The sequence below is a fragment of the Nocardia sp. N2S4-5 genome, assembly GCF_044628355.1.
Taxonomy (GTDB): Bacteria; Actinomycetota; Actinomycetes; order Mycobacteriales; family Mycobacteriaceae; genus Nocardia; species Nocardia wallacei_B.
In genome coordinates, this window is the sequence record NZ_JBIUPM010000001.1 from 3,288,530 (window position 1) to 3,312,105 (window position 23,576).

The 23,576-nt window shown below is 69.4% G+C and carries 25 protein-coding genes; 14 read left to right on the top strand and 11 right to left on the bottom strand.

The annotated features are described in order from the left end of the window. Positions 1–14 precede the first annotated feature (14 nt). Both ACFMRZ_RS14940 and ACFMRZ_RS14945 read right to left on the bottom strand, forming a co-directional pair. Positions 15–491, bottom strand: coding sequence for a VOC family protein (locus ACFMRZ_RS14940; RefSeq protein WP_400179632.1), 477 nt, complete (start codon positions 489–491; stop codon positions 15–17). Between the two features lie 109 nt (positions 492–600). Further along, entirely contained in the window at positions 601–1,563 is a 963-nt protein-coding gene (locus ACFMRZ_RS14945; RefSeq protein WP_400179633.1) for an SDR family oxidoreductase, read from the bottom strand. Positions 1,564–1,665: 102 nt separating this feature from the next. On the opposite strand from ACFMRZ_RS14945, the gene ACFMRZ_RS14950 reads away from it, so the two are divergent. Then, complete coding sequence (locus tag ACFMRZ_RS14950) at positions 1,666–2,334, top strand: TetR/AcrR family transcriptional regulator (protein WP_400179634.1); 669 nt, start codon at positions 1,666–1,668, stop codon at positions 2,332–2,334. Here ACFMRZ_RS14950 and ACFMRZ_RS14955 read toward each other — a convergent pair. Continuing rightward, positions 2,329–2,889: a TetR/AcrR family transcriptional regulator gene (locus tag ACFMRZ_RS14955; RefSeq protein ID WP_400179635.1), complete on the bottom strand. Its 561-nt coding sequence runs from the start codon at positions 2,887–2,889 to the stop codon at positions 2,329–2,331. The genes ACFMRZ_RS14950 and ACFMRZ_RS14955 overlap by 6 nt on opposite strands. A 104-nt stretch (positions 2,890–2,993) precedes the next feature. On the opposite strand from ACFMRZ_RS14955, the gene ACFMRZ_RS14960 reads away from it, so the two are divergent. Further along, a complete protein-coding gene (locus tag ACFMRZ_RS14960; RefSeq protein WP_400179636.1) occupies positions 2,994–3,560 on the top strand; it encodes a cupin domain-containing protein in 567 nt (188 codons plus the stop codon). On the opposite strand, the gene ACFMRZ_RS14965 is transcribed toward ACFMRZ_RS14960, so the two are convergent. After that, positions 3,545–4,162 (bottom strand): TetR/AcrR family transcriptional regulator, encoded by a 618-nt coding sequence (locus tag ACFMRZ_RS14965; RefSeq protein ID WP_400179637.1) that lies wholly within the window; start codon positions 4,160–4,162, stop codon positions 3,545–3,547. The two genes, ACFMRZ_RS14960 and ACFMRZ_RS14965, sit on opposite strands and share 16 nt — an antisense overlap. Positions 4,163–4,281: 119 nt before the next feature. On the opposite strand from ACFMRZ_RS14965, the gene ACFMRZ_RS14970 reads away from it, so the two are divergent. Then, positions 4,282–5,289, top strand: coding sequence for a Rieske 2Fe-2S domain-containing protein (locus tag ACFMRZ_RS14970; protein WP_400179638.1), 1,008 nt, complete (start codon positions 4,282–4,284; stop codon positions 5,287–5,289). Then, complete coding sequence (locus tag ACFMRZ_RS14975; RefSeq protein ID WP_280277214.1) at positions 5,286–6,371, top strand: dihydrodipicolinate reductase; 1,086 nt, start codon at positions 5,286–5,288, stop codon at positions 6,369–6,371. Before ACFMRZ_RS14970 ends, ACFMRZ_RS14975 begins: the two co-directional genes overlap by 4 nt. Positions 6,372–6,384: 13 nt before the next feature. Here the strand turns inward: ACFMRZ_RS14975 and ACFMRZ_RS14980 are convergent, their stop codons facing one another. Both ACFMRZ_RS14980 and ACFMRZ_RS14985 read right to left on the bottom strand, forming a co-directional pair. Beyond that, entirely contained in the window at positions 6,385–7,266 is an 882-nt protein-coding gene (locus ACFMRZ_RS14980) for a glycoside hydrolase (RefSeq protein WP_400179639.1), read from the bottom strand. A 175-nt stretch (positions 7,267–7,441) separates the two neighbouring features. Next, positions 7,442–8,077, bottom strand: coding sequence for a maleylpyruvate isomerase family mycothiol-dependent enzyme (locus tag ACFMRZ_RS14985; RefSeq protein ID WP_400179640.1), 636 nt, complete (start codon positions 8,075–8,077; stop codon positions 7,442–7,444). 77 nt (positions 8,078–8,154) lie between these two features. Here ACFMRZ_RS14985 and ACFMRZ_RS14990 point away from each other — a divergent pair, with 77 nt between their 5' ends. From ACFMRZ_RS14990 to ACFMRZ_RS15030, 9 genes are all read left to right on the top strand, one after another. Then, positions 8,155–8,592 carry a MarR family winged helix-turn-helix transcriptional regulator gene (locus ACFMRZ_RS14990; RefSeq protein WP_280277217.1) on the top strand — a complete coding sequence of 146 codons (438 nt, stop codon included), beginning with the start codon at positions 8,155–8,157 and terminating at the stop codon, positions 8,590–8,592. A 75-nt stretch (positions 8,593–8,667) separates the two neighbouring features. Further along, complete coding sequence (locus ACFMRZ_RS14995) at positions 8,668–9,591, top strand: alpha/beta hydrolase (RefSeq protein ID WP_400179641.1); 924 nt, start codon at positions 8,668–8,670, stop codon at positions 9,589–9,591. Positions 9,592–9,608: 17 nt separating this feature from the next. Next, complete coding sequence (locus ACFMRZ_RS15000) at positions 9,609–10,361, top strand: MerR family transcriptional regulator (RefSeq protein ID WP_400179642.1); 753 nt, start codon at positions 9,609–9,611, stop codon at positions 10,359–10,361. Positions 10,362–10,378: 17 nt separating this feature from the next. Continuing rightward, positions 10,379–11,179 (top strand): alpha/beta fold hydrolase, encoded by an 801-nt coding sequence (locus ACFMRZ_RS15005; RefSeq protein WP_400179643.1) that lies wholly within the window; start codon positions 10,379–10,381, stop codon positions 11,177–11,179. Between the two features lie 20 nt (positions 11,180–11,199). After that, complete coding sequence (locus ACFMRZ_RS15010; protein WP_400179645.1) at positions 11,200–11,958, top strand: alpha/beta fold hydrolase; 759 nt, start codon at positions 11,200–11,202, stop codon at positions 11,956–11,958. 1 nt (position 11,959) lies between these two features. Next, positions 11,960–12,274 carry an MGMT family protein gene (locus ACFMRZ_RS15015; protein WP_280277222.1) on the top strand — a complete coding sequence of 105 codons (315 nt, stop codon included), beginning with the start codon at positions 11,960–11,962 and terminating at the stop codon, positions 12,272–12,274. Between the two features lie 43 nt (positions 12,275–12,317). Further along, positions 12,318–13,052, top strand: a complete 735-nt coding sequence (locus ACFMRZ_RS15020; RefSeq protein WP_400179646.1) for a VOC family protein — start codon at positions 12,318–12,320, stop codon at positions 13,050–13,052. A gap of 90 nt (positions 13,053–13,142) precedes the next feature. Continuing rightward, entirely contained in the window at positions 13,143–14,879 is a 1,737-nt protein-coding gene (locus tag ACFMRZ_RS15025; RefSeq protein ID WP_400179647.1) for an NTP transferase domain-containing protein, read from the top strand. A gap of 75 nt (positions 14,880–14,954) precedes the next feature. After that, on the top strand, positions 14,955–15,428 hold the full coding sequence (locus tag ACFMRZ_RS15030) for a GtrA family protein (RefSeq protein WP_280277225.1): 474 nt from the start codon (positions 14,955–14,957) through the stop codon (positions 15,426–15,428). Positions 15,429–15,431: 3 nt separating this feature from the next. On the opposite strand, the gene ACFMRZ_RS15035 is transcribed toward ACFMRZ_RS15030, so the two are convergent. The 4 genes from ACFMRZ_RS15035 to ACFMRZ_RS15050 are packed head-to-tail and all read right to left on the bottom strand — an operon-like array spanning position 15,432 to position 20,459. After that, a complete protein-coding gene (locus tag ACFMRZ_RS15035) occupies positions 15,432–17,069 on the bottom strand; it encodes a dipeptide ABC transporter ATP-binding protein (RefSeq protein ID WP_400179648.1) in 1,638 nt (545 codons plus the stop codon). After that, complete coding sequence (locus tag ACFMRZ_RS15040; RefSeq protein ID WP_400179649.1) at positions 17,066–17,923, bottom strand: ABC transporter permease; 858 nt, start codon at positions 17,921–17,923, stop codon at positions 17,066–17,068. Before ACFMRZ_RS15040 ends, ACFMRZ_RS15035 begins: the two co-directional genes overlap by 4 nt. After that, positions 17,920–18,879, bottom strand: coding sequence for an ABC transporter permease (locus ACFMRZ_RS15045; protein ID WP_400179650.1), 960 nt, complete (start codon positions 18,877–18,879; stop codon positions 17,920–17,922). The genes ACFMRZ_RS15040 and ACFMRZ_RS15045 overlap by 4 nt, the downstream gene beginning before the upstream one ends. After that, positions 18,876–20,459 carry an ABC transporter substrate-binding protein gene (locus tag ACFMRZ_RS15050; protein WP_400179651.1) on the bottom strand — a complete coding sequence of 528 codons (1,584 nt, stop codon included), beginning with the start codon at positions 20,457–20,459 and terminating at the stop codon, positions 18,876–18,878. Before ACFMRZ_RS15050 ends, ACFMRZ_RS15045 begins: the two co-directional genes overlap by 4 nt. Positions 20,460–20,634: 175 nt before the next feature. Between ACFMRZ_RS15050 and ACFMRZ_RS15055 the strand changes: the two genes are divergently transcribed. Continuing rightward, positions 20,635–22,932: an arylsulfatase gene (locus ACFMRZ_RS15055; RefSeq protein WP_400179652.1), complete on the top strand. Its 2,298-nt coding sequence runs from the start codon at positions 20,635–20,637 to the stop codon at positions 22,930–22,932. 6 nt (positions 22,933–22,938) lie between these two features. On the opposite strand, the gene ACFMRZ_RS15060 is transcribed toward ACFMRZ_RS15055, so the two are convergent. After that, the gene (locus ACFMRZ_RS15060; RefSeq protein WP_400179653.1) at positions 22,939–23,376 is read right to left on the bottom strand and encodes a YdeI/OmpD-associated family protein; all 438 of its coding nucleotides are present in this window, start codon (positions 23,374–23,376) and stop codon (positions 22,939–22,941) included. Positions 23,377–23,576 lie beyond the last annotated feature (200 nt).

Below are 23,576 nucleotides of genomic sequence, written 5' to 3' on the forward strand. Positions count from 1 at the left end.
GACGAACCTGTCCGTCACCGAAGTTGCTCGGCCAGCGCGATGAGGATTCCCGCGGGGCCGCGGAGGTAGCAGAGGCGGTAGCTGTTCTCGTATTGCATCGGCTCGCCGAGGAGTTCGGCGCCGTGGGGGCGCAGGCGGTCGAGGATGTCGTCGATGTCCTCGACAGCGAACATGATGCGGTGCATGCCCAGTGTGTTCGCCGGGGCGTGCGGGTCGACGTCTCGGACCTGCGGCGACTGGTACTTGGTCAGCTCCAGTCGGCTGTGGCCGTCGGGGGTGCGCATCATCGCGATGTCCGAGCGGACTCCCTCGAGCCCGATAAGGCGGTCCACGTCGCTGCCCTCGACCGTCGCCTCGCCCTCCAGCTCCAGCCCGAGCGCGGCGAAGAACGCCTTGGCGGCCGCGAGATCGTCGACGACGATGGCGATATTGTCCAGCCGCTGAACTGCCCCGCGAGCGGGCCGGGTGTCTCGCTGATCGGTGTCGTTCATGATGTTCCCCTTCGTCGGAGTCGTCGAGCCCGTTCGGCTCTCGTACCCCTGGGACGGAGCCACCCGTGCGTTCTCGACACCGCCACCGAAAAATTCTGAACGTTCTCCCTCAGGCCGATGCTCGGATGTCCACGGCCGGGAACCGGTAGCCGATCAGTTCCTCGGAGATCGCCCAGATTCGGCGGGCGTCGTCCGCGCTACGCAGGCGGGAGTACAGCTTCTGCTCGGCGGGTGGGCCGGACAGGTGACGGAAACCGTTGGGGCCGTACAGATGTCCGCCTTCGGCGGCGGGCGATGTCGCGGCGTAGAGGGCGGGCAGCAGTGCCGACTCGACCTTGCCGAACAGGATGCCGCGCTTGGACAGTGCGCGAATCAGCCGCACCAGCGGCGTATCCCGCTCCCGGCCGACCTCCGGGCGCGCGGCGAGCAGATTCGTGGGCGTCACCCCGGGATGGGAGAGATTGCTCGTAATGCCCCAACCTCCGGCGCGGCTGCGCCGATCGAGTTCGAGACCGAACAGCCCGAACGCGATCTTCGACTGACTGTAGGCCCCGTTGCCGTTGTACTTCCGCTCCCACTGCAGATCGTCCCAATTGATGCCGCGCTGGTCGGCGGCAATGCTGATCTGCGAGGTGACCCGCGCCTGGCCCGCGCGCAGCAGCGGCAGCAGCCGCGCCACCAGGGCGAAATGCCCGAGGTGGTTGGTGCCGAATTGCAACTCGAAACCGTCCTTTGTGGTCTGCCGCTCGGGCGGCGTCATCACGCCGGCGTTGTTCACGAGGAAGTGGATCGGCCGCCCCTCCTCGGCGAGCCGGTCGGCCAGGGCGGCGACGGAGGCCAGCGAGGACAAGTCCAGATCACGCAGGGAGAGTGCGGCATTCGGGTACCGCTCCCGGATCTTCGCGATCGCGGCCTCGCCCTTCTTCGGATTGCGGACCGGCATGACGACCTCCGCGCCCGCCGCGGCGAGCCGGGTCGCCAGCCCCAGTCCGACGCCGTCGCTCGCGCCGGTGACCACCGCGAGCTTGCCCGCGAGATCGGGAACGGAAATGTCGGGTGCGGTGCGTGCCATGCGAGGGTCTCCGATTCGATAGCCGGGCTGACACCTGTCAGATTAGGCGTATTCTGACAGCTGTCAAGCAAGGCGGCGAGGGTCACTCGGGAGAATGAACGCATGGCGGTGGAGAAGTCGAGAACCGGCGCGATGCGCGGAGCGGGACGACCCGGAACGGCCACGCGCCCGGTACCGGCCGAGGCCGAAATCCTCCGGCGCGGCATGGAGGCCTTCGCCGAACTCGGCTACGACCGAACCTCCGCGCGGGAACTCGCGCGCCGGCTCGGCGTCAGCCACAACTTCATCAACGACCGCTACGGGTCCAAGGCCAATTTCTGGCGGGCCGTGGTGGATTCGGCGCTGGAGGACGATCAGCACGAACGCCGGCGAATTCTCGAGGCCGAGTTGGACGATGTCGAGCGAGTGCGGGCCGTGATCACCCACTTCTACCGGGCCGCCGTGAAAACGCCGCTGTTCGGCCGCCTACTCGCCGACGAGTTCGCCCACGAGTCCGAGCGCCTGGACTACCTGTACGAGAACTACGTGGCGCCGACGCTGAACCCACTGCTCCCCTCGCTCGAACGGCTCATGGCGGCGCATCGCATACCCACCGTGCCGGTGGACGTCCTCTTCTTCGCCGTGATCAGCCCGGTGGCCGCCCTGGTACAACTGCCCCTCGCACACCGGCTCGGCCGCCCGGCGCCGGTCACCCGGGAAAGCCAGGAACGCACCGCCCGCCGACTCGCCGACCTGATCATCGAGGGTTTGCTCGGCCGCGACCGGTCATGACGGCAGAAAGACCGCAGTCGCCTCGTCGGACAGCGCCGCGGAGTGCGGGAAGTCCGCGTCGGTCTGCGCCAGATGCAGCAGGCCGAGGATGGCCGCGTAGGCGATCCGCGCCCGATGCGCCGCACGCCCCGGCGACAGGCCGAGTTCGCGGTAGGTGTCGGTCAGCAGTTCCAGCCGGGCTCGATCGACGCGCCCGACCGCCTTCTTGACCCGCGGGTCGTTGCGGTCGCCGAGCAGGCTCAGGTGCACCGAGGGCGCCAGCGGCTGGACGGACCGCACGACAGCGGTGAGCAGTTCGCGCAGTCGCCGTTCCGGATCGGTGATCGCCGCGAAGTCCGTGAGCGCCGCTTCGCCGTGACTTCGCACCCACTCCGCGAGTGCCGCCTCGATCAGCTCGTCCCGGTTGCGGTAGTGCGCGTAGAAGCTGCCCTTGGTCACGCCCAAGGTCCGCGCCAGCGGTTCCACCGCGACGGCGGCCAGCCCGCCGTCGGCGATCGCACGCAGCGCGGCCGATGCCCAGTCCGACGCCGACAGCCTGGTCGTCTCGTTCACCACGGAGTCAGGATACGCCAGCGTATTGACGCCTCCCCGAAACAGAGATACGGTGGCGTATCCATACGCTACCGTATCCATACGCAACCGTACTAAGGACCGTTCCCATGGCACACAGGAAGATTCGGCGACTGGTCACCGGGCACGACGCCCAGGGCAGGAGCCGAGTGGCCGACGACCGCGACATCGAACCCATCACCACCGAACTGCTGCCGGGCTTCGCCGCCTACCGGCTGTGGGGCCTGGACGAGCGGCCGACGTTCCCGGACGACGGCTCGCCGCCCCACGCCGAGACGTGGTATCCGCCCCGGGACGGCTCGCGTTTCATGATCAACGTGATCCCGCCGGGCGAGCCGACCCCGCACCCCGACCTCGACACGGCCGCGGCCCTGGCCGAACTGGAACGGCGGATGCCGGGCGCGATGGCCGTCCAGGAGTCCGACGCCCCGGGAATGCACACCACCGACAGCATCGATTATGTCCTGGTGGTCTCGGGCGAGGTCACGCTGGAACTCGACGGCGGCGAGCGAAAAGCGTTGCGGGCGGGCGATATCGTCGTCCAGAACGGCACCCGGCACGCCTGGCGCAACCACGGCGCCGAGCCGTGCACGATCGTCGGCGTCGCCATCGGGGCGGACCGCGTCCGGCCCGCCTCGGCTCAGCGCTCGAGGTAGGCGACGATTCCGCCGATCAATGCCTGCATGGCGTCGTCGAGGTCGCCGTAGGTGCCCAGGGTGCGTTCGGAGGTGATGCCGCGCATGGCGGCGGGAATGAGGGCGGCGACCTGCCGCACCCGGTCCGGGTCGAGATCCAGATCCGCGAAGGCCTTCTGACAAGCCCTGTCCCAGTTGGGTTTCCACGACGCCAGTTCGGCGGCGGTGAGCGGGTAGTCGCGCTCGAGTTCGGCGTGGTCGCGGGGCAGTGCGGCGCGCAGCGTCTCGATGGCGAGCGATTCGGGCCGGCGCAATCCGGTCGCCATGGCCGTGATCATCGCGCGCACCCGTTCGCTCACGGTGCCGTCGGAGATGATTCCGGCGGGCAGGTCGCCGCGTTTGTCGGCGGTGTAGCGCAGGACCGCCGCCCACAGACCGTCGATATCGCCGAACTGGTACTTGATCACGCCCCAGGTCGCGCCGATATCGCGGGCGATCCGATTGCCGGACACCGCGGCGGGATCGCCGGTCGCCAGCGACGCGATCGCCGCCTCCAACATGGACTCCCTGGACCGGATCCCGCGCTTGTTCGCGCGCCGCTCACCGATCTCCGCTTCCGTCACGCCGCCGAGTTTAGCAGTGCTGACCAGGCGCAACCAGTTTCACAGAGGCCTCTTGTATTGTTTCGCAGAGGGTTCTACGATCAAGGTCGTTCCCTGGTGCGCGAGCGTGGAGGTTCCAGATGGCCAGACCACCCCTGTCGATGGAGCCGACGGGCTGGTTCCAGGTCGCCTGGAGTACCGAGATCCCCGTCGGCGCGGTACATCGGATGAAGTACTTCGGGCGGGAGATGGTCGCGTGGCGGTCCGCGGCCGGCGAGATCGCGGTGTTCGACGCGTACTGCGAGCATCTCGGCGCGCATCTCGGCTACGGCGGCCACGTCGACGGCGAGAATCTGGTGTGCCCGTTCCACGGCTGGGAGTGGAATCGCGAGGGCCGCAACGTCTGCATCCCCTACGAGACGCATCCGAACAAGGGCCGCCGCATCCGCAGCTACCCCGTGGTCGAACGCAACGAAGCGGTGTGGATCTGGTACGACATCCGCGGCCGCGCACCGTATTTCGAGGTGCCCGACATGTTCGCGGCCTTCGGTGACGGCAAGACCGCCGCCGACTACTACCCGCCCGTGCCCGGCGCGACCCTGTTCCGCACGGGGCTGGAGTTGCACCCGCAGTACGTCATGGAGAACGGCGTCGATTTCGCCCATTTCAAGTTCGTGCACAAGACACCGTTCGTCCCGGAATTCACCCGGCACGACTTCTCCGGACCGGTCTCCTACGTCGATTTCACCGTCGCCTTCGACGCGGACGTGGCCGCGGACCAGATCGACAGCGGCGTGGAATCGATCAACGCCGGACTGGGCTGTTCGATCACCAAGAGCTGGGGCATGATCGACAACCGCACCATGCCCGCGGTGACACCGGTCGACGACCACACCTGCGACGTCCGCTTCACCGTGTGGATCGGCCGCAAGCCCGGCGACGACGCCCCGGAGCTGACCCGCTACGGCAAGACGATGGCCGATTTCGTCATCGAGCAGTTCGAGGCGGACGTCCATATCTGGTCGCATCAGCGCTACTCGGACCCGCCTGCCCTGTCGCACAAGGAATTCGCGGGTTTCAAGGCGCTGCGGCACTGGGCCCAGCAGTTCTATCCCGCCGAATCACAGCCAGAAAGGGCCACGCGATGACCACCCCTGCCACCATCCGGGTATTCCAGGTCGCCACCGGAAATCTCGGTACCGAGATGATCGGGCGCATCCGCAACCATCCCGATCTCGAACTCGTCGGGCTGCACTGCTACACCCCCGACAAGATCGGCCGCGACGCGGGCGAGATCGTCGGCCTCGGCCCGATCGGTGTCACCGCGACGGGCACGGTCGAGGCGATCCTCGCCGCCGCGCCCGATGTACTCACCTTCCACGGGGTGTTTCCCGACGAAGACCTCTACGCGCGGGTCCTCGAGGCGGGTATCGACGTGGTGACCACGGCGGACTGGATCACCGGATATCACCGCGACACCAATCACCCGCACCCTTCCGGCCGCAAGGTCAGCGAGATCATCCAGGCCGCGTGCGAGCGCGGGAATTCGACGTTCTACGGCACCGGCATGAACCCCGGCCTGTGCCAGATCCTCGGGATCGTCCACAGCGCGGACGTTTCCGAGATCGAGAATGTCACCGTCACCGAATCGGTGGACGTCTCCTGCCACCATTCCGTCGACACCTGGAAAGCCGTCGGCTACGGCCGCCCGATCGACGACCCGACCATCCCGGACTCGCTGTACAAGTACACCGCCGTATTCGCCGACTCGGTGCATCTGATGGCCGACGCGTTCGACTTGGCGTTGGACGAGGTGCGTTTCAGCTATGAACTCGGCGCCTGCACCAAGGATGTCGACCTCGGCTGGTACCAGCTCCCCAAGGATTCGCTGGGCGCCAGCTACATCAAATATCAGGGTCTGGTCGACGGCGTGCCGCGCGTGGAATCCCATCTCGAATGGCAGATGACGCCGCACACCGATCCCGCATGGAATATCAAGGGCTGCTACATCACTCAGATCACCGGCGACCCGAATATCTACAGCAAACACATGATTTTCCCCCGCAAGGGATTCGACCTGTCCAACCCGGAGAACTTCGCCTCCATCGGCATGACCGTCACGGGACTGCCCGCCCTCAACGCGATCAAATCCGTTGTGGCGGCCCGGCCGGGCATCATCACCAGCGCCGATCTGCCGTTGCGCGGTTTCGCCGGGCGATTCAAGCGCTGATTGCCGGGAAGGGTTACAGCGGCGTGGGTTCGGGCAGCACGGTGAGATGGCGGACGAGTCCCGACAGGCCGGGGAGGTCTCGCGGTATCGTCCATTCGCCGAGCAGGTCGTCGGTGACGGTGTCGCTGTAGAGATAGCGGCCGTGCTCGGGGTCGTCGAGGTTGTAGGCGTCCAGATAGATTCGCCACCGGCCGTCGGGCAGGGGGACCACGCATTGTCCTTCGCGCGGCTCGCCCGCACCCGTCCCGCCCCATTGCGCCCAGTTGCCGGTCCGCTCGAACCGGTACGGGCCCACCGGATCGTCGGACACCGCGACCTCGATGTTCTTGGTCGACTCGTTCTTGACGAAGGCGTGGTAGCGGCCCCGCGCGAAGACGATCGTGGTGTCGATATAGCCGAGCGTGTCGGCTTCCGGGGTGAAACCCAGCAGCGGCGTCGGCGCGGTCCACTGCCGCTCGCTCAGCGACGGGTCGGTCGCGGTCAGCAGGTGGGGCCGGAACACGGCGCCGTCGTGAATGCTGACCACCACGTGCACCGCGCCCTCGGCGTCGACGAACCATTCCGGCGCCCAGGCGTGCTCGGCCCCGGGAAACGTGTACTCGTACAGGAACGTCCAGTCGACGCGATCGACGCTGCGGGCGAAACCGATGGCATCGCCGTCCCAGGCCGTGGTGTAGGTCAGGTAGTAGGCGCCGTCGACGTGCCGGAAGATGTTGGGGTCGCGGCACAAACCCTTCATATCGGTGACCGCCGCCGCGGGCGTGGCGGCGGGATCGGCCTGGGGCGGTCGGTAGGCGGCCGCGGCGACCAGCGAGAAGTTCGTCGCATCGGTGGATTCGAAGACCCACATGTCGGTCTGGCTGCGATTGGTGAACGCCGTCATCGTGTATCGCATCGACGACACCCTAGCCCCCGCGTATCCCGCTGCCATCCCGCTCCACGGAAGCACCGCCGCCAAGGCGAGCAGCGATCTACGCGACAGCCGACCCGACGTCATGCGCACAGTATCCAGGGCACGGACGCTGAAGGTTTGCCGACACACCGGAACCGGGGGCGGGCCGCGGGGATCGTCAGGCCAGTTGGCGCGTGAGCCGAACGACCCCGGGCCCGGTGACCTGATCCAGCAGAGCGGTGCGGCCTGTGATGAGCAGCAGCAGCGCCAGGATCGGCCCGTAGATCTCGCGGCCCGTGCCGTACGCCCAATTGATGTCTATGGCGCACAACCGGATTCCGGCGAGGCGGTGCCGGTTCCAGACCGGCCGGCCGACCTTCGCGGCGCGCGTGGCTCCCGCGGCCGCCGCCGCGGGCGGGACGGCGAGGGCGCGGCCGAGCGGCAGGGCGATGTCCTGCCCGTGAACGATGGTGTCGAACAGGATGTTGGAGTAATTGGTCAGCTTCGGCAAGCGACGCGAGGCCGCGTTCACCCGGAGCCTGGTCACCAGTTCCCATGGGGGACGGACGGCATATGCTCGGGTGAGTTCGTCGATGAGCCGGTTGTAGTCGCCTCGCACATGCAGGCCGGTGCGCAGCAGTACCAGCGGGGAGGGCGGCTCCGGAGTCAGTGCGATGTGGGCGGCCACCTCCCGGATGCGCCAGCCCGCGCACAGCGACTCGGTCTCCCACTCCTCGGGCGTGAGGTCGGCGAGCAGATCGGCTATCGCGCGACGCTGCTGTTCGATGTGCTGCCAGGAAGTTTCGCGATCCATAGCAGCCCCCTCACGTCAGGGTTAGTAAGATTCACTGACTATTATGGTCAGTGTCGCTTACCGAGTCAAGGAGTGGGATGTCTGACGACGAGTTAAATGTCGGTCTGCTGATGTTCATCGCGTACCGGTCCATGGAGGAACGAATCTTCGCCGGCCTCGCCGACGCCGGTTACGGCGATATCACCGTGGCGCAGGGCCGGCTGGCGGGGCGGCTGGCGCCGGAGGGCTCGCGCATCACCGAGTTGGCCGAGCAGGCGCAGGTCACCAAGCAGACCGCCGGTTTCCTGGTCGATCAACTCGAACGGGCCGGTTATGTCGATCGGGCTCCGGACCCGTCCGATGGCCGCGCCCGCCTCGTGCGCCTGTCGCCGCGCGGCCACACGATGGCCGACCACGCCGACAAGATCGCCGCGACCGTGCAGGCCGAATGGGCCGCGCACCTGGGCGCGCGCCGGATGCGGGACCTGCGCGAGGCACTGACCAGCCTGCGCGAGATCACCGATCCCTACGCCTGAGTTCGGCGCCGAATACCTTGCTCCCCCGGACCGCCGGTTGACCTTGACGCAGCGTCAGGGTCGGAGGCTGGTCGCATGACGAACGACAGCATTCCCTCGACACGGCTCGCGCCGCCGGTCGGCGGGTTCGAGGAGATCGATGGGCGCCGGATCTACGTGCACCGCTGCGGCAGCGGCGGACCGGCCGTCGTGTTCCTGGCGGGCGCGGGCGCGGTCGGTTTGGATTATTTCGGTGTGCAGCAAGAGGTTTCGCGATTCACCACCGCCGTCGTGTACGACCGCGGCGGCACGGGGTACAGCGATCCCCTGCCGCTGCCGCGCACCGCCGCCGCGGTCGCCACGGAACTGCGCGACCTGCTGCGGGCCCAGCACATCGCCGCCCCGTACGTGCTCGCGCCGCATTCGCTGGGCGGCTTCTACGCTTTCCGGTTCGCGCAGTTGTATCCGCGGGACGTGGCGGGCCTGGTCTGGCTGGACGCGCTGCACCGCGACTGGGACGAGCACATGCCGCCCGACGCCGGGCTGGGCGCGATGGAGCGAACCGCGCCCGACCCGGACCGGCTGGACGCACTGCGCCCGGCCCTGCACGAGATGAATACCGAACTGCTGGCCGCCTATCCGGAGCGGATACAGCGGTCTCTGATCGATGCCAAGGCTAGCGACGATTGGATTCGCGCGGGCCTCGCCGAGCGAGCCACGCTGACCCCGCTCGCCGCCGAGTTGCGCACCGGCCCGGGCCTACCCGACGTGCCGGTGGTCGCGCTCACCGTGCTCGGCGACGAGTCCGCAGCGATGCCGGAGCAGGCATCGCGGCAGGTGCACGACGGCAAGCGGACACTGGATGCCGCCTTGGTGAGCGCGGTCTCGCGGGGCGAGCAGCGCATCCTCACCGATACCTTCCACCACCGGCTCTGCTTCGACCGCCCCGACGCCGTGGTCCGGGCGATCCGCGACGTCGTCGACCGTTCGGCTCGCCCCTTAGACTCGGCACGGTCGTAGGAAGACTAAGGAGGACGGTGCTCACGATCGGCCAGCTCGCGGCGACCGCCGGCGTGACCGTGCGCACCGTCCGGCATTACCACCACATCGGCCTGCTGCCCGAGCCCGAGCGCGACGCCTCCGGTTATCGCCGCTACCGCGCGCAGGCGGCGGTGGACCTCATCCGGATCAGGACCCTCGCCGACGCCGGGGTGCCGCTGTCGCGCATCGACGCGCTGCTGCACGCGCAGCCGACCGAGTTCGCCGCGGCCATCGCCGATATCGACGCCGAATTGCGGCGCCGGATAGACCAACTCGCCGACTACCGCCGCCGGATCGGCGACCTGGACAGCGGCGAGCGGCTCGTCCTGCCGCCCGAGGTGGTCGCCCTCCTCGACCGGATGCGCGGTCTCGGCGTCAGCGAACGCCGGGTGCGGCTCGAACGCGACGCATGGATCCTGATGCGGGCCGTGGATCCGCGCGCCGTGCCGCAGCGGATCCGGGAGAAGAACGCCGCCCTGGATGATCCCGAGACGGCGCGCCTGTACCTGGCCTGCGACCGGGCGGCCGATTGGGACGCGGACGACCCGCGCCTGGACCGGCTCATCGACGACCTGGACGCCTGGGAGATCGCGCACGAAGGAGCCGAGCGCCCGGGCAGCACGGAGCTGACCTTCTCCCGCATCGCCGAGGAGAGCCCGGCCTGGCAGCGCGTCCTGCACGCCCTCGCCCACCGCGCCGAGCGCCGCCGGACCGGACAGGACCGGCCCGCTTCGAGGGCCACCCGGTGAAAGGAACGTGGAAAGCTATGCGGGAGTTCACCGTTCAGCACGACGGAGTCACCCTCGCGGTGTCGCGCGGTGGGCGCGGACGGCCGCTGGTGCTGTGCCCAGGACTGAGTTCGACACAGGCGGACCTGCACGAGTTGATCGGCCTGCTGCGGCGCGACCACGACGTGATCACCTTCGACCTGCGGGGCCACGGCCTCGCCTCGGCCGCCGACCGCTACACCTTCGACGCCTTTCTCGGCGACCTCACCGCCGTGATGACGGAGGTGGAACGCCTCGATCTGCCCGCGCCGCCCGTGCTCGCGGGCTACTCGCTGGGCGCGGATCTGGTCGTGCACTATGCCGCCGAGCATCCCGGTAGCGTCGCCGAACTCGTGCTCATCGATGGTGCGAACCCGGTGCCGGAACCGTTCCTCACCGAGTCGGACCTGCCGGAATTCCGCGCGATGTGGGAGGACCTGGCCACCGAGCAGGAGGCGAACCGGGGCACCGCGCACCAGGTGCTGCTCACCGGGCGGGAGATTCTCGACCTGAACATCGAGGTGGACGCGGTGCGCGCCGAGATCCTCGGCCGGTACCGCCGGATCGAGCTACCGATCAGCATGATCATGTCGACCTCGATGGCCGGTGACAGCGCCGAAGGGCTTGCGCCGCCACGTAATCGGAACTGGCGGGCCGGAATCGAGCGGCTGCGTCGCGAGCGGCCACACATCGCCGTGACCTGGCTGGAGGCCGATCACGGGCTGGTGTTCACGCACGCCGCGGAAATCGCCCGGCTCATCCGAAGTCTTCCGGCCGCTCCCGAGGCGCGGCCGTCGTAGCCGACCGGCACAATGGTTGCGTGTCCGATCTGCACGTCCATCGCTACGGCCCCGCCGACGGCCCCCTGGTGCTCGCCCTGCACGGGTTGACCGGCCACGGCAGACGGTGGGAGGCGCTGGCCACCGACCTGCCCGAGGTTCGCCTCGTCGCGCCCGATCTGCGCGGGCACGGCCGCTCACCCGCACTGCCACCCTGGACCTTCGAGGCGGTCGTCGACGATGTGATTCCGCTGCTGGACGACACACCGGCCGTGGTGGTGGGCCATTCATTCGGTGGCGCCGCCGCGCTGCACCTCGCGCACCAGCGCCCCGAGCTGGTGCGCCGGCTGGTGCTGCTGGATCCCGCGATCGCACTCGACCCGGCCCTGCTGCTGGAGATCGCCGAGAGCACGCTGTCGGCGCCGGACTATCCCGATGTCGAGGCCGCCCGCCTGGACAAATTGGAGACCGCGTGGGCCGATGTCGCGCCGGCGTTGCTCGCGGCCGAACTCGCCGAACATCTGGCGCCCACGCCGACCGGCCGGGTGGCATGGCGGATGAATCTGCCTGCCGTGGTGTCGTATTGGGGCCAGCTCGCCCGCGAACCCGTGCTGCCGCCCGCCGGACTGCCGACGGTGCTGGTGCACGCGCTGAAGTCGCCGTTCGTCACGCCGCGATTGCGGGCGGTGCTGGCCGAACGCCTGGGCGGCGACCTCACCGTGCACAAATTCGACTGCGACCACATGGTGGCCCAGGCGCGGCCCGCCGAGACCGCCGCCGTGGTGCGCGCGGCGCTCTGAGATGGCCACCACCGACGCCGAGATCGAACGGGTCCGCGAACTCGTCGCGGCGATTCCGCCGGGGCGGGTCGCGACGTACGGCGATATCGCCGCGGCGGCGGGCCTGTCGACGCCACGCACGGTCGGCTGGATCATGCGCACCGACGCCGCGGATCTGCCCTGGCACCGGGTGCTGCGCGCGAACGGCACCCCCGCGCCGCACCTGGCCCATCGCCAACTGCGACAACTGGCCGCCGAGGGCTGCCCGATCCGCGGCGACCGGGTCGACCTCGCGGCGGCCCGGCACCGATTCGAATCCTCCGGCGGCACAATCTGACCGACTGCTCCCCACGGGCCGGTTCGGCGGTTACCGTGGGGGCATGCCCACCCGTCTGGCGTGCGTGGCGTTCGACGCGGAACAGCCGCGCGCGGTCGCCCGGTTCTGGGCCGAGTTGCTCGGCTGGGAAGTGACCGTCGACCGCCCCGACCGGGCCGAGGTCGCCGCGCCCGACCCCGACGCTCCCGACGTGGCCCTGACCTTCCTGCTCACCCGCGAGCCGAAGTCCGGCAAGAATCGCATTCATCTCGACCTGTCCGCCCGGTCCCTGGAACACCAACGCGCCCAAGCGGATCGGGCGCTGGCACTGGGCGCCCACCCCATCGACATCGGCCAGGGTGCGGTGCCGTGGTCGGTACTGGCCGATCCGGAGGGCAACGAATTCTGTGTCCTGGAACCGCGAGCGCAGTACGTCGACACCGGCGCGGTAGCCGCCATCGTGGTCGACACCCAGGACCCGGCCCGCTCGGCGCGGTTCTGGTCGACCGCCGCGGGCTGGCCGCTGACCCACAGCGAGACACATTTCGCCGGTCTCCGCTCGGCGACACAGCAGGGCCCCTGGCTGGAATTCCTCCACTCCCCCGACGCCGCACCCGAACCCGGCCGACTACACCTGGACATCATCACCTTCCCCGGCGACGATCCCGCCGCGGAGGTAGCCCGCCTCACCGCCGCGGGCGCACTCCACCTGCGCCCCAGCGCTTCTCACCAGGATCCGCCGACAACGCTGGCCGACCCGGAAACCACCGAATTCCGCCTGCACCAGCCTGTCCTATAGCGCTTGCTCGCGGCGGCCGTGCCCGTTCGGGCGTCCGGGCGGAGAGACGAACTACGATCGGCGCATGACGAAGGTAGCGGGGGTGGGCTCGTGACCGACGCCGATGCGATCGTGCTGGCCGGGGGGCGGGCCAGCCGGATGGGTGGGGTGGACAAGCCCGCGATCGTCGTCGGCGGGCGTTCGATGCTGGATGCCGCTCTGGGTGCGGTTGTCGGTTGTGCGCGGACGGTTGTCGTCGGGCCGCATCGGCCGGAGCTGGGGCCGGAGGTGCGGCAGGCGCAGGAGGTGCCTGCCGGGTCGGGTCCGGTCGCCGCGATCGCCGCGGGGCTCAGGTCGCTGGACGAGTGCGATTTCCCGGCCGAGCTGGTGGTTGTCCTCGCCGCGGATATGCCGTTCCTCACCGCCGCCGCGGTCGACGACCTGCGTCGGCATGCCGACGAGTCCGGCACGGACGCGGTGTTCGCGGCCGACGAGTCCGGGCGCCCGCAGTATCTGGTCGGGGTATGGCGGCGCACGGCGCTGCTGGCCGGATTGGCACGGCTGGATTCGCTGATGAACCAGCCCATGAAGGCCCTGGTTCCGGTCGACACGGTGATGGTGCCGCTGCCGGGCGTGGCCGATTGCGACACGGCCGATGACGTGCGCCGGGCGCGGGCGCACGCGACGCCCCTGTCGCTCGATGAGGCGCGAAGCGTATTACGCGGCAAGCTTTCCCGCTTGCCGACCCGTCGGGCGACGCTGCGTTCGGTGCCCGGTGCGGCGCTCGCGGAACCGCTGGCCGCCGCCGAGGCGCTGCCCCGGTTCGACGTGTCGGCGATGGACGGGTACGCGGTGTCCGGCGACGGTCCGTGGCAGCTGCGCCACGATGTCGGTTTCGCGGGCGGGGAGCGCCCGGTCGGCCTGCTGACCGGGGAGGCCGTGCGCATCGCCACCGGCGCGCACGTCCCCGAGGGCACCACGACGGTGGTGCGGGACGAATTCGTGCACACCGGACCGGACGGCCTGCTGCGGCGGCTGCCCGACACCCCGATCCGCGACGATGTGCGCCGGCGCGGCGAGGACTGGCAGCCCGGCGACATCGTGGCGCCCGCGGGCACCCCGGTATCGGCCGCGCTCCTGTCGGTCGCCTCCTCCGCCGAGGTCGGCGCCGCCGCGGTCCGGGGGCCGGTGCGCGCCCGCGTCGTGATGACCGGTGACGAGATTCGCAGCGAGGGCCCGCTGCACACCGGCCAGACGCGCGACTCCATCGGCCCGGCGCTCCCGGACCTGTTGGCGTGGTGCGGGATTCGTGCCCTGGACCGAGTCCACCTGCGCGACACGGCGAACGGCTTCGACGAGGTCCTGGCGGCCGCCACGGACTGCGAGCTGCTGGTGGTGGTCGGCGCCACCGGCGGCGGCGCCGCCGATCAGCTGCGCGATGCCCTCGACCGTCTCCGCGCCCGAATCCTGGTGCACCGCTTACGAATGCGGCCCGGCGGCTCCACGGTGGTTGCCGAAACCGACAGCGGCACCACGATTCTGGGCCTGCCCGGCAATCCGTTCGCGGCGGTCGCCACCCTGCTGGCCCTGGCCCCGTCCGTGGTGGAGGGCCGCCTCGGCCGCACCTCCGCCCGCAAGATCACCGGCCCGCTACTCAACGCCGCGGAGATCTCCGGCCCCGCCCCGCGTATTGTGCCCGCCCGCAACGCCCCCGAAGGCGGCTGGCTCGGCGACTCCCACATCCGCACCGCCCACCTCGCCGGGCTACTGGACCGCGACGGCCTCGTGATCGTGCCCCCGAACGCCCCGGACGGCGCCCTGGTCGAGTTCCTTCCCCTGCCCACCTGACCCACCGGACATCGGGCGTAATCCCGCTCACCTGCTGATCACCTTCCCGACACCTGGTGATGGCACGGTGGCGGCGTGCGGGTCGATACGAGTGCGGAGGAGGCGGGACGGGCCGAGTGGTTCCATCGCTGGTGTGAGGTGGCGGTGGGCCGGCTGCCGTGGGGGCTGGCCGCTGTCGTTCCCGCGACGTTCCTGGGCTTCGCCCTGATCAACGGGTGTACGTTCGCAATCGATCTGGTTCTGCTCACGGTCCTGCACAGTTGGTGGGGTGTCGGCCTGCCGATCGCCGTGACCGTGGCCTACGTCTGCGCGTTCGGATTGAGCTACCTGGCGAATCGGACGCTGAATTTCCGTTCGCACGCCGCGGTGGGACCGCAGTTCACGGTGTACGTGGTGGTCGTGGTGATCAACTACCTGGCGTTCATCCTCGGCGTGTCCAGCGTGCTGAGCGCGCTGGGAGTCGAATACCACGTCGCCCGGATCACCGCCGGAGCGTGCGAGGCGGTCTACATGTACTGCGCCATGCGCTGGGTGGTCTTCCGGCGCTGACCCTCACGCGCCGAGCGCCAACGGCTCGCGATACCTGCGCGCCGGATCCGGGACGGGGACCGCGGACAGCAGCCGCCGCGTGTACTCCGCGCGCGGACGACCGAAAACCTCGTCGGGCGTGCCGGTCTCGACGACCGTTCCGGCCCGCAACACCACCACCCGGTCGGCGACCCGATGCACCACGGCCAGGTCGTGACTGATGAACAGGCAGGCGAACCCGTACTCGTCACGGAGGTCGGCGAACAGGTCGAGCACCTGCGCCTGCACCGAGACATCCAGGGCGCTGGTGGGCTCGTCGGCCACGACCAGCCGCGGCGCCAATGCGAGGGCACGGGCGAGCGCCACTCGCTGCCGCTGCCCGCCGGAGAGCTCGCCGGGGCGGCGGGCGGCGTAATCGCCCGGCAGCCGCACGGATTCGAGCAGCCGACCCACCTTCTCCCGCAGCAGTGACCCGCTCGCCACCCGGTGTACCCGCAGCGGCTCACCGATCGAATCCTCGATCGTGCGCCGCGGATCCAGCGAGGCGGTGACGTCCTGATGCACCAGCGCCACATGCTTGCGCAGTCCGCGCAGCTCCCGGGCGCTCAGTCCGCGCAACGACACCCCTTGCAGCACAACCTCACCCGAATCGACAGGCACCAAGCCCAAGGCGACCCGACCGAGAGTGCTTTTCCCCGAACCGGATTCACCGACCAACCCGACGACCTCGTGCGGCGCGACCGACAGTGACACGCCGTCCAGCGCCCGGAACCGCTCGCCGCGAGACCGGTAGACGACGGTGAGATCACTCAGTGCCACCACCGGCGCGGGACGCTCCCGCTCCGCGGGCACCGCCAGTCCCAGATCCGCCTCTGCGGCTGTGTCCGGCAACTTCGGCACGGCCGCGAGCAGTGCGCGAGTGTAGTTCTCGCGCGGCGCGGCGAACAGTTCCCGCACCGGTTGCTGCTCCACCACTCGCCCGCCGCGCATGACCACCACCCGATCCGCGATCTCCGCGACCACCCCGAGATTGTGGGTGATGAACAGGACCGCGGTTCCCTTGCGCCGCTGCAGGTCTCGGAGAAGGTCCAGGATCTCGGCCTGCACCGTCACGTCCAGGGCCGTGGTGGGTTCGTCGGCGATGAGCAGATCCGGTTCGCCGGAGAGTGCGAGCGCGATGACCACGCGCTGTTTCTGGCCGCCCGAAAGCTGATGTGGGTACCAGTCGACGCGCCGCTCCGGTTCCGGGATGTCCACCAGCCCCAGCAGTTCCACCGCCCGGGCGCGCGCGTCGCTCCGCGAGATCGGCCCGTGCGCGCGCAGCGCCTGTGCGATCTGGGTGCCGATCTTCTGTACCGGATTCAGCGCGGTCTGCGGCTCCTGGAACACCATCGCGGCCCGCGTGCCCCGCACCCCACGCAGCCCGGCTTCGCTCGCCCCGACGATCTCGGTGCCGCTCAACAGGATCGAGCCGGTCGCCGAGGCTCCTTCGGGCAGCAGGCCGAGCACCGAGCGGGCGGTCAGCGACTTCCCGGAACCGGACTCCCCGACCAGGGCGACCACCTCGCCGCGCCGCACGTCGAAGCCGACCCGGTCCACGACGGTCCGTGCCCCGAACCGCACCACCAGGTCCGAGATTCCCAGCACCACTTCGTCACTCATCCGATCCTCCTCGCCCGGCCCAGCCCCTGGGCGATCAGCAGGAACCCGAGCGTGAGCCCCGCGACCACCACCAGGGGACCCACGGCCATCGCCGGATTCGCGTCCATATTCGAGACCGATTCGGCCACCACCGATCCCAGTGACGGTTGCGGCGGCCGCACCCCCAGCCCGATGAAACTCATCGCCCCGTCCACCGCCACGGCGATCGACATCGACAGCGCGAGTTGAACTCCCAGCGGTTCGAGGACATGGGGCAGCACATGCTTGCGCAGCGTCCACCAGATCCCCGCGCCGATCACCTCGGCGGCCTCGACGAACGCCTGCTCGCGCACCCGCAGGATCGCGGTGCGGATCTGACGGCCGAAAATCGGCACCTCGGCGGCGACGATCACGATGATCACCGCGTGCGCGCCCGGCCCGGTGATGGCCGCCAGCGCGATGGCGAGAATCAGCGCCGGGAAGGCGAGGACCACGTCGAAGACGCGCTGCGCCACGGTGTCCACGACCGGATGCAGACCCGCGAGCAGCCCGATCGCCGACCCCAATACCGCCGCCAGCGGCACCGCGACGAACACGATCAGCAGATCGATCCGCAGGCCGTGCAATACCCGCGCGAGCACGTCCCGATTGAGTTCGTCGGTGCCCAGCCAGTGCTCCGCGGTGGGTCCCAGCAGATTCGCCCCCGTGATCTGTGTGACGGGATCCTGGCGGCTCAGCGCCCCCGCGAACAGCCCCGCCAGCACGATCATCCCGACCAGGATCAGCCCGGCCAGTCCCTGACCGCGCCGCAGCGCGAACCGCTCGGATTCCGTTGCCGCCGAATCTGTTTCCGCGGCCGTCGCGACCTCGGTCATGACCGCCCTCCGATCCGGATCCGCGGATCCAGCCACGCGTGCACGACATCGGTGACCAGCTGCAACGCCACGAAAACGGTCACCGACAGCAGCAACAGCACCTGCACCACCGGGTAGTCGCGCCGATTGATGCCCTGTTCGATGAGCTGCCCGATCCCCGGCCAGGCGAAGATCGCCTCCACCAGCACCGCACCGCCGAGCAGATGGCCGGTCTGGATACCCAGCGCGGTCAGCATCGCGGGCAGCGCGTTGCGTAGCGCGCCGCGAGTCACTATCTGCCACTGTGAGATTCCCTGCGACCGCGCGGTCAGCACATAGGGCCTGCCGAGTTCGGTGCGCAGCGCTTCGGTGAGGAATCGGGTCAGCGCCGCACCGACCGGCAATGCCAGGCATACCGCGGGCAGCAGCAGATATTGCACGGCGATGTCCGGTCGCGCGATGAACCCGTCGGGCGGCACGCCGCCCGCGGGCAACACCGGAAGCGCGACCGCGAACAGCAGGGTCAGCAGCACGCCGGTCACGAAGGTGGGCAACGCGACGGCCACCGTATTCGCCGCCGCGATCACCGCGTGCAGCCACCGGTTCGGCCGGACCACCGACGCCACCCCCAGCGCGAGGCTCACCACGACCGCGAGCAGCAACGCGGCCGCGGTCAGCACCAGCGTGTTGGTCAGGCCCTGGCCGACCAGTTCGGAGATCTGCCCGCCGAGGACATAGGACCGGCCGAGGTCGAGGGTGACCAGGCCGCCGAGCCAGCTCAGGTACTGCGCCGGAATGGATCGGTCCAGCCCCAGCTGGTGCCGGATCGCGTCCACGCTCTGCGGGGTCGCGTCCGGTCCGGCCAGGGTGCTGGCGGGATCACCCGGCACCAGGCGCATCAGCAGGAAGATGAGCACCGACGACAGAAACAGGACCAGTAGCGCGGAAGGCAAGCGGCGCAACAGATATCGGGTCACGACAGGAACGCCTCCGTCAGAACGGTCTCGCGGCGCTTGGTCCACGACACCCCGTGCAGCCGCTTGGACGCCGCCGCCTGGTTGAACCGCACCCCGATCTCGATGAGGAACAGGCCCTCCAGCAGTTGGTCGCTGACGGCCCGATATGCCGAGACCGCCGCGCCGTCCGTGCCGCCGCTGCGCCGCCACGCCGCGTCGGCGGCCGCGACGTAGGCGGCGGATTCGTAGTGGGAGGCGTTCTTGCGGGCGTTGAACGGGTAGGCGCTGACCGTGAGCGTCGACGGCACGAACTGGGCCCACGAGTGATCGGTGACCCACAGGCCCGGATACTGGCCGCCGATCAGCTTCTTCACCGCGGTGCCGTCGTCGTTGGGGTCGAGGGTCACCTCGATCCCCGCGTCCGCGAGATTCGCCTGCACGATCTGCGCGGTCGCCCCGTGCGACGGCGTACTGGTGTTGTAGGACAGCGGGATCTGCGGCGGCTTGCCCACCTGCGCGACGAGTTCGCGGGCCTTGCCCAGGTCGCGGGCGTATCTGGTGTTGCGCGCCTCGTCGTAGGCGGGCGAGTTCCGCGGCCACGGCACGTTCAGCGGATATCCGGCACCGCGGAACACCTCCTCGATGATGCGGTCGCGGTCGAGGGCGTAGGCGATCGCCTGCCGCAGCCGGACGTCGGCCAGCGCCGGATTACGCACGTTCACACCGACATACATCTGCAGCTCGGCGCCGTCGTAGGTGATCGACTTGAATCCCGGTCGCGCGGCGAGGTTTTCGATGTCGCGCGGATTCAGCCCGTGCGCGAGCCCGACCTGGCCCGATCGCAGCGCGTTGAGCTGCGCCTGACTGTCCGGGATGATCGACAATTGCACCCGGTCCAGATATGGCCGCTCCGGCACCCAGTAATGCTCGTTGCGCTCGAACACCAACCGGCTGTTGGGGATTCGATCGACGAACCGGAACGGCCCGGTGCCGACGAAGGCGTCGCCGGTGGCGAGCTGCCCGATGGTCTCCCGGTCCAGCATCGGCGCGGTGTCCAGCAGGTCGAAGATATTGCCGAGCGGATGCGCGAATTTCAACACGATGCGATGCGGCGCGCTGGTGTCGTACTCGGTGATGGCCGCCGCGGTGCTCTTCAGCTGCGCCGACCATTTCGGGTCGGCGTAGGTGCGCAGCGCGAATTCGACATCCGCGGAGGTGAACGGCCGACCGCTGTGGAAGGTGACGTCGTCGCGCAGCTCCAGGGCCAGCGACAGGCCGTCCGGAGCCAGGCTCCACGACTTCGCCAGCAGCGGTTGCGGTTCCAGGCGGTCGTTCGGGTAGCGGATCAACGACTCGTACACCAGGCCGATCACCGCGGGTGTGGTGGCGGTATTGGTCAGGATGTTGGCGGGCACGATGTCCCACGGCGTGCCGACCTTCAGAGTGCCGCCGCGCACCGGGGTGGCGTCGTCACCGGCGGCGTCGAGTTCGTGTACCGCCGAGGTGCACGCCGCCGAGGCGCCGGTGGCGAACGCGAGCGCGGCGGCGCCCGCTCCGCGCAGGAAGATGCGGCGGCGCAGAGCGCCGGGTGGTGAACTCATAGCTGGATCCTCGAAATACTCAGCACGACGGGTCGCCGGAACCGTTCCGGGGCGCGCGGCGTCGACTCGTGTGCACGGCGGTTACGGTAACCAGCCCGGACTCGCCCGGCACCGGTTGCGCGCACCCTGCGTGAAACCCTGGCGAACCCGGTCGGCGCCGAGCTTCGCTGGAGCGATGTCTGTGCCTGATCATGCCCGCGGCTACGAGAACTTCACCGGTACGATCGGGCGGACCGCCGCCGAGTCCAGCCCGCGATGGACCTACCCGCCCACCGCGCCCGAGCACGCGCCGAACATCATCGTGGTGCTGGTCGACGACATGGGCTTCAGCGATATCGGGCCGTTCGGCTCGGAGATCGAGACCCCGACGCTGAACCGCCTGGCCGAGCGCGGGATCCGGCTCACCAACTATCACACCACCCCGCTGTGCTCCCCGTCGCGGGCCGCGCTGCTCACCGGGATCAACCCGCACCGCGCGGGCTTCGGATTCGTGGCCAACGCCGATCCCGGTTACCCCGGGCTGCGGCTGGAACTGGCCGACGACGTGCTGACGCTGCCGGAGATCCTGCGCGCCAACGGCTACGCCACCTACGCCGTCGGCAAATGGCACCTGGTGCGCGACGCCACCATGAACCCTGCGGCACACCGCGATTCGTGGCCGACGCAGCGCGGCTTCGACCGCTACTACGGGTCGCTGGAGGGGTTCAACTCCTTCTTCTACCCGAACCAGATCGTCTCCGACAGCTCGGTCGTCGACGTCGAGGCCTATCCCGACGACTATTACGTCACCGACGATCTCACCGACAAGGCGATCTCGTATCTGAAGGACCTGCGCGCGCACGATGCGGCGAAGCCGTTCTTCCTGTACTTCGCCCACGTCGCGATGCACGGCCCGCTACAGGCCAAGCAGGTCGACCTGGACAAGTACCGGGGCCGCTACGCCGAGGGCTGGGATCGGCTGCGGCACAGTCGTTTCGCCGCCCAGCTCGCACAGGGACTGTTTCCGGCGGGCACCCGGCAGAAGCCCCGCAACACCGAGCCGGGATACGAAGCGCAGGAATGGGATTCGCTGCCGGCCGAACAGCAGCGGCGGTTCGCGCGCTACATGGAGGTGTACGCGGCGATGGTCGACAATATCGACCAGAACCTGGGCCGCTTGCTCGACACGGTGGAGCAGCTGGGCGAATTGGACGACACGATCGTGGTGTTCACCTCCGACAACGGCGGCACCGCGGAGGGCGGCCCGGTCGGCACCCGCAGCTATCTGGCGGAATTCGCGCACGTCGACGATCCGGACTGGGTCGGTGACGTGCCGCACGACGAGGAGCTGATCGGCACCGCCCGGCTCGGTGTGCACTACCCGCGCGGATGGGGGCAGGCGTCGAACACCCCGTTCCGGTTCTACAAGGGCCAGACGTTCGCCGGAGGGGTCCGGGTCCCGTTTCTGGTGTCGTGGCCGAACGGACTGCCCGCCAATGAGATTCGCCGCGAGTACAGCTACGTGACCGACCTCGCGCCGACCCTGCTCGAGCTGGCGGGCCTGCGGCGGCCGTCGGTGCGTAACGGACTGCCCGCCAAGGAGTTCGACGGCGTCTCGGCCGTGCCGGTGCTGCGCGATCCGCGGGCAAGGTCGGCGCACGTCGAGCAGTATTCGGAGATGACCGGGCACCGCGGCTTCTATCGGGACGGCTGGAAACTGCTCGCCCTGTACGAGCCCGGCGCGGATATCGACGCCCCGCGCTGGCAGTTGTTCGACGTGCGCACCGACCCGACCGAACTGCACGACGTGGCGGACGAGTTCCCGGAGAAGGTCGCCGAGCTGTCCCGCGCGTGGGACGACGCCGCCTGGCGGAACACCGTGTTCCCGCTGCTCACCCGCGCGGATCTGGCGCGGCGCAGGCCCGAGGAGGCACGCCTGGCCGACCCCGTACGACTGCTGCCCGGCACGCCGACCCTGGAGCGGTATCGCTCGCAGCGGCTGATCGCGTATCGCGACTTCACCGTCACCGCGGAACTGGCCGGGTACGCCGAGGGTGACGAGGGCGTGCTGGTGGCCCACGGCGATCCGCAGGGCGGCTACCTGCTGTATGTCGAGGACGGCCGGATCGTGTTCGGATTCAACAGCTACGGCCGCTACGCCACCGCCGCGGCGCCGCTCCCGCCGGGGGCGCGCGAGATCGGCCTCACCGCGGTGGTGCGGCCGCGGCTGCGATGGGACTTCACCGTGCGCGTCGACGGCACGGCGGTGAGCAGTCTGGCCGATCAGGTGCAATTGGCCGGAATGTCCCCGTGGACAGGGATTTCCGTCGGTATCGACGCCCGGGGTCCGGTCGACTGGGACCTGCGCCGCCGCCGCGGTCCCTTCCGCTACACCGGCGACCTGCGCGCGATCACCTACACCCCGGGACCGTTGCGCGTCCCCGAGCGGACCGTCCGCGCCGTCGAAGCGGAGGCCGAACTCGTCGCCGAGTAGGCCGGCCTATTCGCGCAGGCTATCCACGATCTTCTCGATCCGGCGGGTCCGGGTCTCCGCACGTTTGGCGCTGGTCACCGAGTCGGCGTACTCGCGGCGGCGGGAGTACGACAGCCGATCGAACCGGTTGCGCAGGCCGCCGGCGGCGAGTGCGGCGGCCAGTTCGTCGGGGACCGCCACGGTGCGCTCGGCGGTGTCGCGCGCCACGGTGACGGTCACGGTGTCGCCGGGCTGCTTGCCGAGCGCGGTGCGAATATCCTTCACCAGGCCGATGCACGGGCCGTCGCCCATCGACACGATCGATCCGCGGTACTCCACGCCGTCGAAGGTGGCGAGCACCGGGATCCGGCCACCGCCGCCGAGCGCCGCCACGACCTCGCCGGGTACCGGCACATACGCCCCGCCGCCGCGAGCCGCTTCGATTCCGGCCTCGAATCGCTGCATGACCCGCACCCTATCCGGCCGTCGCGTGGCACGGAGGATTTCGGCCGCGAGCGCCGGGCAAACGATTTACCACGCGGTAATTCGGGTCTCGTAACCTGTGCGACGTCCGTCTCATCGGGACGGGAAAAACGATGCTCGAAGCGGCTCCCGGATATGTAAACAAATGTAAAGTGCCCGAGAACCGGTCGTTTCCAAAGCAT

Bases quoted from the DNA above. Each gene is read 5' to 3' on its own strand.
- ACFMRZ_RS14985 (WP_400179640.1), bottom strand. From the start codon at position 8,077: ATGGATCGCGAAACTTCCTGGCAGCACATCGAACAGCAGCGTCGCGCG.
- ACFMRZ_RS15015 (WP_280277222.1), top strand. From the start codon at position 11,960: ATGGCCACCACCGACGCCGAGATCGAACGGGTCCGCGAACTCGTCGCG.
- ACFMRZ_RS14995 (WP_400179641.1), top strand. From the start codon at position 8,668: ATGACGAACGACAGCATTCCCTCGACACGGCTCGCGCCGCCGGTCGGC.
- ACFMRZ_RS15055 (WP_400179652.1), top strand. From the start codon at position 20,635: ATGTCTGTGCCTGATCATGCCCGCGGCTACGAGAACTTCACCGGTACG.
- ACFMRZ_RS15035 (WP_400179648.1), bottom strand. From the start codon at position 17,069: ATGAGTGACGAAGTGGTGCTGGGAATCTCGGACCTGGTGGTGCGGTTC.
- ACFMRZ_RS14980 (WP_400179639.1), bottom strand. From the start codon at position 7,266: ATGCGATACACGATGACGGCGTTCACCAATCGCAGCCAGACCGACATG.
- ACFMRZ_RS15050 (WP_400179651.1), bottom strand. From the start codon at position 20,459: ATGAGTTCACCACCCGGCGCTCTGCGCCGCCGCATCTTCCTGCGCGGA.
- ACFMRZ_RS14960 (WP_400179636.1), top strand. From the start codon at position 2,994: ATGGCACACAGGAAGATTCGGCGACTGGTCACCGGGCACGACGCCCAG.
- ACFMRZ_RS15005 (WP_400179643.1), top strand. From the start codon at position 10,379: ATGCGGGAGTTCACCGTTCAGCACGACGGAGTCACCCTCGCGGTGTCG.
- ACFMRZ_RS14975 (WP_280277214.1), top strand. From the start codon at position 5,286: ATGACCACCCCTGCCACCATCCGGGTATTCCAGGTCGCCACCGGAAAT.
- ACFMRZ_RS15020 (WP_400179646.1), top strand. From the start codon at position 12,318: ATGCCCACCCGTCTGGCGTGCGTGGCGTTCGACGCGGAACAGCCGCGC.
- ACFMRZ_RS14990 (WP_280277217.1), top strand. From the start codon at position 8,155: ATGTCTGACGACGAGTTAAATGTCGGTCTGCTGATGTTCATCGCGTAC.
- ACFMRZ_RS14940 (WP_400179632.1), bottom strand. From the start codon at position 491: ATGAACGACACCGATCAGCGAGACACCCGGCCCGCTCGCGGGGCAGTT.
- ACFMRZ_RS15040 (WP_400179649.1), bottom strand. From the start codon at position 17,923: ATGACCGAGGTCGCGACGGCCGCGGAAACAGATTCGGCGGCAACGGAA.
- ACFMRZ_RS14945 (WP_400179633.1), bottom strand. From the start codon at position 1,563: ATGGCACGCACCGCACCCGACATTTCCGTTCCCGATCTCGCGGGCAAG.
- ACFMRZ_RS14970 (WP_400179638.1), top strand. From the start codon at position 4,282: ATGGCCAGACCACCCCTGTCGATGGAGCCGACGGGCTGGTTCCAGGTC.
- ACFMRZ_RS14950 (WP_400179634.1), top strand. From the start codon at position 1,666: ATGGCGGTGGAGAAGTCGAGAACCGGCGCGATGCGCGGAGCGGGACGA.
- ACFMRZ_RS15060 (WP_400179653.1), bottom strand. From the start codon at position 23,376: ATGCAGCGATTCGAGGCCGGAATCGAAGCGGCTCGCGGCGGCGGGGCG.